This is a genomic window from Flavobacterium ovatum (genome assembly GCF_040703125.1).
GTDB lineage: Bacteria > Bacteroidota > Bacteroidia > Flavobacteriales > Flavobacteriaceae > Flavobacterium > Flavobacterium ovatum.
In genome coordinates, this window is record NZ_CP160035.1 from 1,554,679 (window position 1) to 1,568,608 (window position 13,930).

General features: G+C 34.1%; 13 protein-coding genes. 7 read left to right on the top strand and 6 right to left on the bottom strand.

All coding sequences use genetic code 11. From position 1 onward, the window contains the following. Positions 1-120: 120 nt before the first annotated feature. Positions 121-1,359 (top strand): phosphoserine phosphatase SerB, encoded by a 1,239-nt coding sequence (gene serB, locus ABZP37_RS06635; RefSeq protein WP_366186679.1) that lies wholly within the window; start codon positions 121-123, stop codon positions 1,357-1,359. A gap of 643 nt (positions 1,360-2,002) precedes the next feature. Here the strand turns inward: serB and ABZP37_RS06640 are convergent. Together ABZP37_RS06640 and ABZP37_RS06645 are read right to left on the bottom strand one after the other, a co-directional pair. Continuing rightward, a complete protein-coding gene (locus ABZP37_RS06640; RefSeq protein ID WP_366186681.1) occupies positions 2,003-2,140 on the bottom strand; it encodes a hypothetical protein in 138 nt (45 codons plus the stop codon). Beyond that, entirely contained in the window at positions 2,137-3,663 is a 1,527-nt protein-coding gene (locus ABZP37_RS06645; RefSeq protein WP_366186682.1) for a GH3 auxin-responsive promoter family protein, read from the bottom strand. The genes ABZP37_RS06640 and ABZP37_RS06645 overlap by 4 nt, the downstream gene beginning before the upstream one ends. Positions 3,664-3,751: 88 nt before the next feature. Here ABZP37_RS06645 and ABZP37_RS06650 point away from each other — a divergent pair, with 88 nt between their 5' ends. The 5 genes from ABZP37_RS06650 to ABZP37_RS06670 all read left to right on the top strand — a co-directional run bounded on the left by ABZP37_RS06650 (position 3,752) and on the right by ABZP37_RS06670 (position 7,414). Next, on the top strand, positions 3,752-4,546 hold the full coding sequence (locus ABZP37_RS06650) for a DUF2797 domain-containing protein (RefSeq protein WP_366186683.1): 795 nt from the start codon (positions 3,752-3,754) through the stop codon (positions 4,544-4,546). A 291-nt stretch (positions 4,547-4,837) separates the two neighbouring features. Then, entirely contained in the window at positions 4,838-5,317 is a 480-nt protein-coding gene (locus ABZP37_RS06655) for a hypothetical protein (protein ID WP_366186685.1), read from the top strand. Positions 5,318-5,463: 146 nt separating this feature from the next. Next, positions 5,464-5,625 carry a hypothetical protein gene (locus tag ABZP37_RS06660; RefSeq protein WP_366186687.1) on the top strand — a complete coding sequence of 54 codons (162 nt, stop codon included), beginning with the start codon at positions 5,464-5,466 and terminating at the stop codon, positions 5,623-5,625. A 252-nt stretch (positions 5,626-5,877) separates the two neighbouring features. After that, entirely contained in the window at positions 5,878-6,771 is an 894-nt protein-coding gene (locus ABZP37_RS06665) for an IS1595 family transposase (protein WP_366182858.1), read from the top strand. 55 nt (positions 6,772-6,826) lie between these two features. After that, positions 6,827-7,414 (top strand): hypothetical protein, encoded by a 588-nt coding sequence (locus tag ABZP37_RS06670; protein ID WP_366186689.1) that lies wholly within the window; start codon positions 6,827-6,829, stop codon positions 7,412-7,414. A gap of 230 nt (positions 7,415-7,644) precedes the next feature. On the opposite strand, the gene ABZP37_RS06675 is transcribed toward ABZP37_RS06670, so the two are convergent. Beyond that, positions 7,645-10,278 carry an AsmA-like C-terminal region-containing protein gene (locus ABZP37_RS06675; protein WP_366186691.1) on the bottom strand — a complete coding sequence of 878 codons (2,634 nt, stop codon included), beginning with the start codon at positions 10,276-10,278 and terminating at the stop codon, positions 7,645-7,647. 84 nt (positions 10,279-10,362) lie between these two features. Next, a complete protein-coding gene (gene sppA, locus ABZP37_RS06680; protein WP_366186692.1) occupies positions 10,363-12,123 on the bottom strand; it encodes a signal peptide peptidase SppA in 1,761 nt (586 codons plus the stop codon). Positions 12,124-12,260: 137 nt separating this feature from the next. Between sppA and folK the strand changes: the two genes are divergently transcribed. Continuing rightward, positions 12,261-12,770, top strand: a complete 510-nt coding sequence (gene folK, locus ABZP37_RS06685; RefSeq protein WP_366186694.1) for a 2-amino-4-hydroxy-6-hydroxymethyldihydropteridine diphosphokinase — start codon at positions 12,261-12,263, stop codon at positions 12,768-12,770. 4 nt (positions 12,771-12,774) lie between these two features. Here folK and ABZP37_RS06690 read toward each other — a convergent pair whose 3' ends face one another. Both ABZP37_RS06690 and ABZP37_RS06695 read right to left on the bottom strand, forming a co-directional pair. After that, positions 12,775-13,311 carry an RNA methyltransferase gene (locus ABZP37_RS06690; protein ID WP_366186696.1) on the bottom strand — a complete coding sequence of 179 codons (537 nt, stop codon included), beginning with the start codon at positions 13,309-13,311 and terminating at the stop codon, positions 12,775-12,777. Positions 13,312-13,377: 66 nt separating this feature from the next. After that, entirely contained in the window at positions 13,378-13,833 is a 456-nt protein-coding gene (locus ABZP37_RS06695; protein ID WP_366186698.1) for a DUF1573 domain-containing protein, read from the bottom strand. Positions 13,834-13,930 lie beyond the last annotated feature (97 nt).

Below are 13,930 nucleotides of genomic sequence, written 5' to 3' on the forward strand. Positions count from 1 at the left end.
GGTTTTTTTATGTTTAAAATCCAAGGTGTTTTATAGCTTTATAAAAAATCCCCTAATATCCTTTTATATAAACAATAGTTTACCGATTTTTGTTGCTTCGAAATCAATAGAGATACTAAAATGGCAATAGAAGATAAAGAGATTATTTTATTAAAAGTTTCTGGTCAAGACAAACCAGGGGTAACCGCTGGGTTAACGGAAGTATTGGGGAATTACAATGCTATCGTTTTAGATATAGGGCAAGCTGATATTCATGATACTTTGTCATTAGGGATTTTGTTCGAAATTGAAGCAGGTTCTTGTTCGGCACCCGTTTTGAAGGATTTGCTGTTTAAAGGATATGAACTTGGAATCAAAGTTAAGTTTATTCCCATTTCAATTCCAGATTATGAGAGCTGGGTAAAAACACAATCTAAGCAACGCTACATTATCAATATTTTGGGAACAACGTTAGCAGCAAAACAAATTGCTGCGGTAACCAAAATAATGTCTGATCAACAATTGAATATCGATGCGATCAAAAGATTAACAGGAAGAACTTCGATTATCGAAATAGAAGAAAATCCTCGTTCTTGTGTGCAATTATCCGTTTCGGGTAATATTGTAGATAAAAAAGCTATGGCATCGAGTTTTATGGCTATTTCAAGAGCGTTGGACGTTGATATTTCGTTTCAAGAAGATACTATTTACAGAAGAAACCGCCGTTTGGTGTGTTTTGATATGGATTCGACTTTGATTCAAACTGAAGTGATTGATGAGTTAGCTGACTTAAATGGAGTAGGAGAACAAGTAAGAGCAATCACCGAATCAGCGATGAATGGCGAAATTGATTTCTCTGAAAGTTTCAAACAACGCATGGCATTGCTAGAAGGATTGAGCGAAGAGGTGTTGCGCAATGTAGCCATCAATTTGCCAATTACCAAAGGTGCTCACCGATTGATGAAAGCCTTGAAATATTACGGATATAAAACAGCGATCCTTTCTGGAGGTTTTACTTATTTTGGAGAATACTTGCAAAAAGAATTAGGGATTGATTATGTACATGCCAATCAATTGGAAATTATAGATGGCAAGTTGACAGGTAAATACTTAGGTGATATTGTAGACGGTAAAAAGAAAGCCGAATACCTTCAAGCTATTGCTGATAAAGAAGGGATTAATATCAATCAAACTATTGCCGTAGGTGATGGAGCAAATGATTTGCCAATGATAAATTTAGCTGGATTGGGAATAGCTTTTCATGCAAAACCAACGGTTAAAGAAAGTGCAGAGACTTCGATTTCTAGTTTAGGACTAGACGGAGTACTTTACTTATTAGGTTATCATGACAGACATATTGATATGATGGACGAAATCTAAAATCAATATAAATTTTATACAAACGGTAGTACTGTAATGGTGCTACCGTTTTTTTTTTTTAAATTAATATTTACTTTAATCGTGAATGGTACACTGATAAAATGGATTTGATAATAAAAAAACGATCAATTAAAAGGACTTTAAAATAAACAAATATTTTTAGGAGTGGTTTTTAGGAGCACAGATTGGAGAGAATTTTAAAATTTAAAGAAATAAGAAAATGTAAGTTGGCACTGTTTCATCAATGCTGTAATCACAAAAAAAAACATATAATTAATTTCGACGATTCGGGATGTTAATCCCTTCGTTTGCGAACCTTGCGAGAAACTTAGTGCTCTTTGCGGTTAAAAACACAATCCATCTCTTTGTAACTTTTACTAATTCATTTCTTGATTTTAAATCAAAAATCAGCAATCGTTAATCGAAAATCGTTAATTTTTTTTGTAGTTTGATTAAAATTCATTTGTTAAACGTCCTGTTTTGAAAACGAACTTATGGAAAACTAAATATCTTGAATAGCCCTGATCGTCCCGAAGTTTCGGGAGGCATCCTCTTGTGGAGCGATAGCGCAACATGAGATATAGTGTTCCCGAAGTCTCGGGAGCAGGAGCAATCGTTCTTGAGAATAAGATTCGTTCTGCTTCTAACTGTTTTTTAAATCAATAGAGGTTGTTTTTTCGATACTAACGGCTCTAGGGCCACCTTTACCTCCGCAAATGCGTTTGCTAGAGCAGGAACTAAATATAAGTAGAATCAAACTAAGGTAGATAAAGGATTTCATGCCGTAACTTTTATTTGCATATTTAACAACTGCTCGAGGTAATCTCGGCTGTTGGATAAACGTGGGACTTTATGTTGTCCACCTAGTTTGTCACGGTCTTTGAGCCAGTCGTAAAATAAATTATTACGTGCCACATTGATGATCAGTGGGTTCAAAGTCATATTGTTGTGACGTTTGGCTTCGTAGTCAGAGTTGATGCCTTGCAGACTTTCGTCTAATATGTTTCTGAATTGAGCGATGTCTTGCGGTGGCGTTTTGAATTCAATCATCCATTCGTGAGCACCTTTTTCTCTGTCTTTCATGAATATAGGAGCCACTGTGTAATCTATAATTTCGCTATGAGTCACTTTACAGGCTTCGGCAAGGGCTTTGTCTGTGTTTTCAATCATGAGCTCTTCGCCAAAAACGTTGATGTGGTGTTTGGTGCGGCCAGTCACTCGAATTCTAAAAGGGTTCAACGACGTAAAACGCACCGTATCGCCTATCAAATAGCGCCACAAACCTGAGTTGGTGGTGATGACTATTGCATAATTTTTGTCCAATTCGACATCTGCCAACCGAATCGCTTTTTGATTTTCGGTACCAAAAACGGTCATCGGAATAAATTCATAGAAAATACCATAATCCAGCATCAGCAACAAATCATCAGAATAATTCAAATCCTGAATGGCAAAAAAGCCTTCCGAGGCATTGTATATTTCGTAGTATTTAAAATCTTTTTTAGGGAGAATATTTTTGTATTGCTCACGATACGGTTCAAAACTCACGCCACCGTGAAAATACACTTCGAGATTGGGCCAGATTTCCAGTAAGTTACCTCTGCCGGTTTCTTCGAGCATTCTATTCATCAAAACTAGCATCCACGAAGGAACACCAGCAAAACTAGTTACATTTTCTTTTTTGGTTTCGTTGATAATCGCCTCAATTTTGGATTCCCAATGACTCATCAATGAAATTCGGCTATTGGGCGTACTACTGAATTCGGCCCAAATAGGCATGTTTTCAATCAAAATTGCTGATAAATCACCAAAATAGCTATTGTTGTTCTCGTAGATTTGAGAGCTACCGCCTAAGCGAAGACTTTTGCCCAAAAACAACTCTGAGTCCTCGTTATTATTCAAATACAAACACAACAAGTCTTTGCTGCCTTTGTAGTGGCAATCTTCCAAGGCTTCGTTGCTCACCGGGATAAACTTGCTTTTGGCATTGGTCGTTCCGCTGGATTTTGCAAACCATTTGATGTGGGTATTCCAAAACAAATTTTGTTCGCCGTTGCGCGTGCGCTCAATCATGGGCTGAATTTCTTCGTAACAGCTGATGGGAACACGGTTGCAAAAGGTGTTATAGGACAAAATCGAATCAAATTCGTACTGCCTACCAATTTCGGTGTATTTGGCCGATTGAACCAAATCCATAAGCAGCTCTTCTTGAACCTCATTGGGGTATTTCAAGAAAAGTTCTATTTGATGGATTCGTTGTTTTAAAACCCAAGAAGCAAATGAATTGATGATGGTTAACGGCATTTTGTGAAATTGGGATTATGAATTTTGCATTACGAATGATAACTTTACCAAAAATAGAAAAAATAGTCAAATATCAAACCATAAATCAATGCAATACGAAGGTGTACTAGCAAAAATGCAAACCGAATACGGAAACCCAATTCAGTATTATTTGGTTTTTGAAGATAGTTTTCTCAATATGAACCAGATTCTTAACCAAGAAATCGAAATTCAGTTTGTAGGATACCAATGTTTGAACTGCAACAAAAAGAAAAAAATATTTCGCCAAGGTTTTTGCTACGACTGCTTTTATTCTAGCGCTGCCGTGGGTGATTGGATTATGAGACCCGAGCTTAGTACCGCACATTTGGGAATAGCCGATAGAGATTTAGACTACGAACAAAAAGTACAGCTCCAACCGCATATCGTTTATTTGGCATTGTCAAGCGAGGTAAAAGTAGGAGTGACCCGTAAAACCCAAGTACCCACCAGATGGATTGACCAAGGCGCCAACGAAGCCATCTCTATCATCGAAGTTCCCAATCGCTACCTAGCCGGAATTACCGAGGTCGCCCTCAAAAATCACTTTGCCGACAAAACCAATTGGCGCAAAATGCTCACCAACGACGTTCCGCCAGCCGACTTGATTGCGGAGCGAATGAAACTAGAAGCCGTAATTCCTGAGGAAGCTAGAGAATACTTCGTCCTAGACAAAAACGATTTGTACCGCATGGATTATCCTGTCTTGCAATATCCTACCAAAGTAAAAAGTTTAAGCTTAGACAAAACACCCACCTTCCAAGGGAAACTAACAGGCATCAAAGGACAATACCTCATTTTTGAAGACGGTACCGTTTTTAATGTCCGAGGTTCTGAGGGGTATGTGGTGCAGTTGAAAGTGTAAGTGTTATTTGGGCGTGCCACCAGTAGTCAAAGGGGCTTACCGTAGTTTGCGCTCATAAAGCCCCTTTGGCTGCTGCTGTCCTGCTATCCGCTCCGCCGCGGCAGATAGCTCCTATCAGTCACGCGGGATTGTGGTGGTATTTGGAAATTAAATATACAAAATGAGGTAAACCGTAAAACAGTTGTCATTATATGATTTAGTTTTGTGTTTATAAAAAGACAGAAAACGTAGGGACTTGCGTGAATATATAAGTTATGCCTCAGTTTGGTAGAACTGAAAAAGAACATAAAAATGAATTATCAAATTAATGAACTTATTGATTTTAATCTTAGTTTAATTCACAACGGAAAAGATATTCGTAAATTAGAACTAAAAGGGCTTGATAATAAAACATTAAGTAATTCTATATGTTTAACATTGTACGAAAAGTTATTGTCAGAATCATTAATCGATACTGACAAATATGGAAGAATGTATTTGTTATCAAAAGCTCATGAAATTATAAACTATGGGGGTTGGGTAAAATACTTAAAGTCTGAAAAACTAAAAACAGAATCAAAAGTAAACTTAGACAACGATCTAAAAGTATTACAAAAGGAAAGTTTGCAATACCAAAAGACCATTAGAAAACAATCTGATAGAATTAGATATTTAGACGAACAAATTAAAACTATTAATTTATTAAAAGAATACTGGTGGTTTATAGTTTTTTGCATAATACTTGGAGGATTGTTAAAAGAATTTATGGAAAGAATAGGATTGTTAACATAAATATAAAGCCTATCCATGCAAAAAATAGTTTTTGAAATTTCAGTAATATATAAGAATTTATTATTTTTAAAAATTGACATAATAATATAATTTAAAATACTTTCACCTAGAATAGGTGGGAAATAAACTTTTAAAAAAAAATAAACATGGAATTTATCGTTGGATTAATATTAATTGTTGCATTTGTTTTTTTAATTAGAATGTTTGGAGCCTGGATGTTGAGAATTGATGAAGTAATTGAACTTCAAAAAGAACAGACAAAACTATTGAGATATATATCCGAAAATATAAAAGAAAAATCAAATTAATAAAAAACCGAAGGCATCACAGCCGTTACACAATATGCAAGTTTTAGTGTAATTAGCGTTTCGCGATCAATTTTTCGTTGTGCGGAAAACACCTGCTTTCCATAATTTGCACATCGTGTAGCGCCAAGACTTTAACTGTAATGTTATGTATGACTATAAGAAGGGTGAAAACAAATCATTAGGAGATATAAAAAACTATTTTGAGGTCAGTAGATAATTTCATGTCTTAGAAGTCAATAAAACAAAAGAATTATGGATTTATTTACAGGACAAAACCTTTTAGATTTTGCTGAACGGTTTAAAACAGATGAAAACTGCAAGGAATATTTAGCAAATTATAAATGGGAACAAGGATTTATTTGTTTAAAATGTAAGCATACAAAGAGTCAAATCCGTAAAGATTTTTCCAGAACTTGTAATATTTGTAGTCATACAGAAACCGCAGCTGCAAATACTTTATTTCATAAGGTTAAGTTTGGTTTACGTAAAGCCTTTTTTATATGTTTTGAGATGTCAACCACAACTAAAAGTTTATCTGCTAGCTATATGGGAGTTCGCTTTGGAGTTACAGAAAAAACAGCACGTTTATTTATGCATAAAGTTAGAGAAGCCATGAAGTCTAGTGAGAATCATCCAATGGATGGAACCGTTCATGTTGATGAATTTGTTATTGGTGGAAAGGAAAAAGGCAAAGTAGGAAGGAGTTATGACAGCAAAAAGAAAAAGATTGTAACCGCAGTAGAATTAACAGATAAGGGGAAAGTTAAAAGGATGTATGCCTTAAAAATTGATAATTATTCAGCCCAAGAATTAGAGACAATATTTAACAAGCACATTGATAAAAGCGCAAAAATAACTACAGATAAATGGAAAGGCTATCGTCCTTTATTTGAGCATTACAATATCACACAAATAGAAAGTAATAATGGGATGAATTTTATGGCATTACACACGATGATACATCAAGTAAAATCATGGGTTAGAACAACATATTCTTCAGTAAGTGATTTTAATATAAACAGGTATCTTGATGAATTTTGCTATCGAATTAATCGTTCTCAAAGCAAAGACACAATATTCAATAATTTAATAGTACGAATGGTTAAGTCGGATAAAATATATCAGTCTAAAATCATATGTTCGTAACTACTGACCTCAAAAACTATTAATAGAATTTGTTAAAATTTAAATAATCCAATAAATGAAAAAAATTACAATTCTATTAATGATATTTAACATCATATTTCTTTCGTGTAAATCCGACAAGGAAAAACAAGATGAAATTAGGTCTGATTTTCTTTTTGAAAAATCAATAGCAAGTATCAAAACATCATTATACTATACAAATACGGATTCAATTATTTTAATTTTTATGGAGATTAATGATCCTGAATTAAAATTAAAATTCGCTAATGAAATTAGTGATTATTCAATCAAATTAAAAATTAAAAGTGATGAACTTTCAAAAGAAATTAAAAATGTAGATAAACAAAATCTTAAAGTCATAGAAGTTAACGAAAAAAAAGCTAATATTGAATGGTATAAAAGTAAAGCAGGGAAAATTCAAAAAAAATATCCAGAATGGTCTAGAGAAGATTGCGAAAATTTAGTTGATAGAAAAATATGGATTGGAATGACCTATGAAATGCTTATTTATCAAAGAGGAAAACCAAATACAATAAACCCATCTAATTATGGAAACGGCGTAAATTATCAGTTTTGTTGGGATGATTATACTCCTTCTTGTTTTTATAGTAAAGAAGATAAAGTTATAACATCATATAACTAAATGGTTACTGAAAGGGGAAGTCAAAATTATTTACTTATAAAAAACACACTTCAGTTAACCCCAGCTGGCTCAGATATGTCATCTCGACAACGATAGCGCGGATTTGCAATCCGTGCCCGCAACAGTAAGTCGCAAACAAAATCAAGGTGCCACTAAACTATTCATTTTACATCCGATCTAAAAAAAAAAGCCGTTTCAAGATTTAATTCTTAAAACGGCTTTGTTATTTTTTATTCTTCAGGTTTAGGCTCTTCGGCTGGTTTCTTCTTATTGAATAAGCCTTTTATTAAGGTCGAAGCTTGTTTTTTAACCTCTTCTTTAGCTTTTTCTTGAACTTCAACCTTCGTAGTTGGAATTACTGTTTTGGTAGTGTCTCCAGGTTGTTTGTTTTTGTTAATCAGGTCAGTCAATTTTGACGTTCCTTTGCTGATTAAAGCTGCTTTTTGTTGCTGAATCAATTGATTGGTCAAATTAGTAAACGCCGTTTTCATATCCGTACTTATTTTAGGATTCGAAAAATTTCCTGTCATCAAGGCGTTAATCGGAATATTTTCTAATTTGGCTGCATCTACAGGTGTTAACTTGGCGATTAAAGCATTGGCTTCAGTTCCTAAATATTTGGCTGGTACATCAAATTTTAAACTGTAGTTCATACTTTGGTCAAAACCATGTGAACCTCCAATAGTTGCTTTGATATCTTGGTATTTGATATCAAAAGGTCTTACGTTTACTTTTCCATCTTTGAATGTTATTGCAGCTTTTAAATCGTTTAGATTGATTTTGCTCATGTCCAAAAATTTGATATTAGAAGTTAGCGCCGTCAATAAGGTAGATTTCTCAGAATTAATCGTTGTTGACAATAATTGCCCTAGTAAATCTCCTGTAATGGTTGCTAAATCAGGACTCATGTCATCCGTTAGATTTCCGTTTAATTTAATGGTGGAGTTCAGTTTTCCGTTGATGATTCCTGCTATCGGAGCAATTTTTTTCAACATATCCAGTTGCGTGAACGATTGCGCAATATCTACTTGCGTAAGCCCTAAGTTCATGTCAAAAACGGGCGTTTTTCCTTTGGTAGAAACCGAACCATTCAATCCGATATTTCCACCAAAAATAGATGTTTTTACATTTTCCATCGTCACTTTTTCGTCTTTCACGATAAGTTTACCCGAAACGTCTTTAAGCGTAAGGTTGTCATACAAAACCGTATTCGCTTTAGCGGTAAGCGTACAATTTAAAAACGCTGGTATTTTCATGGCATCAGCAGGTTTTGCAGCTTCAGTTGTAGCTTTCGCTGGTTCTTCTGGAGTCATAAAATCGCTTACGGCTAATTGATTGGAGGTCAGGTTGAAGTTTCCTTTTAGTTCTTGATTTTTAAAGATAAAACCATAGAAGTTCTCTAAAATCCCAGTGACACTCATATCACTTTTCCCCGTAGTTGCGTTGAATTGTTTCAGATTCACCTGACTTGGATTAAACTGAACTAAAGCGTTACTAATGTTCATCGCTTTTCCGTTTTCGTCGGTGTATTTAAAACCCGAAAGGCTCATTGTTCCAGAGTTGTAAATGTTTTGATATTGACTATTTGTAACCGATTCCATGTCAAATTTAGTTTCTACATCAGCTTTTAAAATCCCAGATAAAGGTTTGTCCAATTTGATTGGATACGCTTTTGATAAATTCCCCAAGTTGATAGTTCCTTTCAGCATCGCGTCTACCAACGCATTTTGAGTAACATTTTTGATATTCGCTTTGGCATTGAAAACATCTTGGTCAATCTTGAACGAAAGTTTGTCAAGATTCACATAAGTATCATTTAGAATTCCTGTTTCGTTGATGATTTTGGTATCGATAACAATATTTTGAACTGATTTTGGTAAGTCTGGATATTGAAAAGAAGCATTGTTGGATGCGATTTCAATATTGAATTTAGGGACTGTTTTGTCGGTATAAGTACCTTTTGCAAATCCTGCAACTGAGAAATCTCCTGTAGTTTTTACATTGTCTAAACTTGATGAATAGGCAGAAGGAATCAATCCTAGGAAGTTTTTGAATGACGAAGTAGGTGTTTTAAATTTCAAATCATACTCTTGCCCTGCTTCTACTAATTGGATAAATCCATCAAATTCTAATGGGAGTTGGTTGATTAATGCTTTGTTTTCTTTAAAAGTATATTTGCTTTGGTCTAAATCAATACCTAAAACGGCGTCTAATGTCAACGCTACATTTTTCATGTAGTTGACTTTATCCATTTCTAAGGAGATTTTAGCTGTTGACTTGGTCGTTAAATCCAATTTGGAAGCGGCAAAATCTCCAGTTCCTTCGTGGTTCAAGCTGTCAATAACCATTTTAATTTTTGAAGCTTGATCAGTATAACGAAATTGGAAATTTTCAATACTATATTCTTGGATCTTTAAGGATAAAGGTTCGCTTTTTTTGTCATCAGCAGGTTTGTCATCTTTCAATGCAATATCGTAGTTTCCTAAACCGTCTTTGTTGAAGATGATGTTTATCAAACCGTTTTTGGAACTCAATCCTTGAATATTGATAGCTTCGTTGCTTTCTTTAAAAAGTTCTTTGATAGACATTTTTAAATTCAATTCGCCTAATGAAACCAAAGTATCACCTTCAAAAGGAGCTTTGTTGATAATTACTAAAGAATCTAAAGTAACTGTAGCGTTTGGAAAACTTTTGAATAAACTCAAATCGGCATCGGTAAAACTAACTTTAGCATCTACTTTTTCATTGATGGCTTGAGCAATTTTGGCCTTGATTTGGTCTTTAAAAAAATAAGGAATGGCAAATAAACTTCCGGTAATGAGAAGTAGAATTCCTCCAATTATAAGTGCGATTTTCTTAACCATAGTGTTTCGTTTTGTTTTTGTGAATACTGTCAAAAATGTTGCCGTAATCTAATTCTAAATGTACGGTTTTATCCCGAGTATTATTTATTGAATATTTATCTCATAAGGCATAATGGTTTGAATGCCTTTGCGAGCTTGTAATCGTTTTAATTGTTCCAGAATTTTGAAGTTTTCAGTTCCAATTTCTTCTTTTATAAAAGATTCTCTAGATTGTCCAAAAGGAAGTTTGCTCAACATATCTTCAAAACTTTTTTCGTATTCTGGAAAGTTTCTGGTTGAATAATCATTAGTCTTAGCCATTTTAGCGGCAGCTTTGATCGCGTCATTTAGACTTCCGATTTTATCCACCAATCCAATTTTTAAAGCTTCTTCACCAGTCCATACACGGCCCTGTGCAATGCCGTCTACTTGATTGAAAGTCATCTTTCGACCTTGAGCTACATGCGCTACAAAGGTTTTGTAAATGTGTTCTACGCCTTCTAGGGTTACTGCTTTGAATTTGTCGTCAATAGGGACAAAGGGACTGTATTCAGGAGCGTTTTCATGTGTTTTTACTTGTTCGATATTAATTCCAATTTTTGCCGTCAATTGACTAAAGTTGGGTAAAATCCCAAATACTCCTATAGAACCTGTGATAGTGTTTTTTTCTGCAAAAATTTGGTTGGCATTACAGGCAATATAATATCCGCCAGAAGCCGCATAATTCCCCATAGAAACTACTACTGGTTTTACTTTTTTGGTCAATTCCACTTCTCTCCAGATTAAATCAGATGTCAAAGCATTTCCACCTGGACTATTGATGCGGAGTACAATTGCTTTTATTTTTTTATTTTTTCTAGCTTCTTGCAAAGAACGATTCATAGAAATTTCTCCAATAGTATTTACGTCGCCTTCACCAGATTGAATTTCGCCTTGAGCATAAATTACCGCAATCTGATCATTTGCCTCTGAGAATTCGGACTCTAGTAAATGTTTTTTTGTGTAATCTACTATTGAAACTTTTTTGTAATCATCCTCTTTTTTTACTTTCAATGCTTTTTTTATTGCGTCATGATATTCATCTTCATAGGCAATAACATCTATTAATTTGTTTTCTTTAGCAAGGACGGGAGTTCTAGCCAAAAGTCCATTCGCAATTTCATTTAGTCTTGTTACTGATATATTACGATTTTTTGAAATGTCAGTTACTGCCGTTCTCCATACTGATTCTAATAAAGCAGTGATTTGTTCTCTATTAGCGTCACTCATTTTATTGTCTAAAAATGGTTCTACAGCGCTTTTGTATTTTCCATGGCGAATGACTTCCATTTTAACGCCTGTTTTTTCTTGTAAATCTTTGAAAAACATCACTTCTGATGATAATCCTTTGAAATCCATGTCTCCTACAGGATTAAGATAGATAGTATTGGCTACCGAATTTAAGTAGTATTCTTTTTGAGAATAGGTATTGGCGTAAGCCATGATGAATTTACCTGATTTTTTGAAATTTTCTAAGGCATCGCGCAATGTTTTGCGCTGTGCCATTCCTATTTCGGAATAGTTGTTTACTATAGAAATTCCTTTAATATTATTATCTGTTTTTGCAGCTTCAATGGCACTAATGATGTCTGTTAATCCTACTTCGCTGTTGTCGGAAAAAAAGCTCATGAAAGGATCTTTGTATTTTCCCGCATAATCATTTTCTATATCAGATAAATTCAATTCAATTACTGAATTTTTCTTGACTGTCGCTAATTCAGAGTCGCCACCAAACAATAAAGTGATGAATACAATTCCAAAAAGGAACAGTAAACAAAAAATAAATAATCCAATGATGGTGGCTAATACATTTCCTAAAAATTTCATATTGTAGTTTTTTTATAAGAAAACAGAATAATATACAATGTTACTGTTTGCTATGCTTACTTTGTGCAAATATATTCTTAATTCTAAAATTGTTTTAGTTAATTTGGGGTTAAATAATATATTAAGGTTATTATAAGATGAAATTAGAGCAAAAGGTTGTTTTATCATTAGGAACAAATCAAGGAGATAAGTTAGGGAATATATTGTTTTGTATTCAATTGATAAAGGAGAAGATAGGAGTAGTTACTCAGGTTTCTAAATTGTATGAAAGTCCGTCTTGGGGTTTTGAAAGTGATGCTTTCTATAATTGTGCCTTAGAGGTAAAAACGACTCAAAGTCCCTCCGGAATTTTAAAAAATGCCTTGTCTATAGAGCAAGAAATGGGGCGTATTCGTAAAGAACAATTAGGGTATCAATCCCGCATCATTGATATTGATTTGGTTTTCTTTGGAGAAGAGTTGATTGACACTGTTGATCTTCAAATCCCGCATCCATTGATGCAAGAAAGAAAGTTTGTTTTGATGCCTGTTTCGGATTTAAAGATACAATGGAAACATCCTGTTTTTAATCAAACAATAACTAGTTTACTTGAAAATTGTCAGGATCAAAGTGATTGTGTTGTCGTTCAAGAAATCGATTTTGTTTGATTTTTTAATTCGGCCATTTCATTTTTTGAAATAAATCCCAAACGACTATTCCGGCACTTACTGAAATATTTAAAGAGTGCTTGGTGCCTAATTGAGGAATTTCAATACAACCATCACATAGAGCAACTGCTTCTTGAGATACACCAAAAACTTCGTTCCCGAAAACTAAGGCGTATTTTTGGTCTTTTTCTACTTGAAATTCTTGCAAGAAAGTAGCGCTTTCTACCTGTTCAATAGCTAGCGTAAGAATGTTTTCTTTTTTTAATTTTGTAATTACTTCCAATACATTTTCTTGGTGCTCCCATGTTACGGTATCGGTAGCTCCAAGAGCGGTTTTGTGGATTTCTTTATTAGGAGGAGTGGCGGTAATGCCGCACAAATATATTTTTTCTATCAAAAAAGCATCTGCAGTCCTGAATACAGATCCGATATTGTGTAAGCTTCGAATGTCGTCTAAGACTAAAATTAAAGGGGTTTTGTCCGATTTTTTAAAATCTTCAATTGATTTTCGTTCCAATTCGCTGTTTTCTAGCTTTCTCATTTTTAAGAATTTTATTGTAAAAAAAAAGCTTCCAATTAGGAAGCTTTTATAAATTTGAGGTCAAAATTAGCTTTTTTTATCGTCATCAGCTAATACAGTACCTTTAATCGTTAATGTTTTTGTAGCTTGTCCTTCAGCATTAGAAGTAACCGTTACTGTTTTCGTAAATGGACCAACTCTGTCAGTAGCATATTTTACTCCAATCACACCTTTTGCCCCAGGAGCAATAGGTTCTTTTGGTGTAGTAGGAACAGTGCAACCACAAGATCCTTGAGTGTTAGTGATGATTAATGGCTTGTTGCCATTATTAGTAAATACAAATTGACGATTACCGTCAGCGTTGTGAGCAATTGTTCCGTAATCGATAGTTTCGTTTTCAAAAACCAAACCTGCACCGTCAACTTTTGGTAATTTTGTGGTTACAGTTTTAGCAACTGCTTTAGATTTTTTTGAAGTTTCTTGTGCGTTAGAATTAGCAATTCCAAATACAGTTAGTAGAGCAAGTAAAATTATCTTTTTCATTTTATTAGATTTTTAAGTTGATAAAACAAAACTAAAGAAAATATCATGCCAATACCATAATATTTCCTTAAAAGTGAAGTTTATTTTTTTAACTATT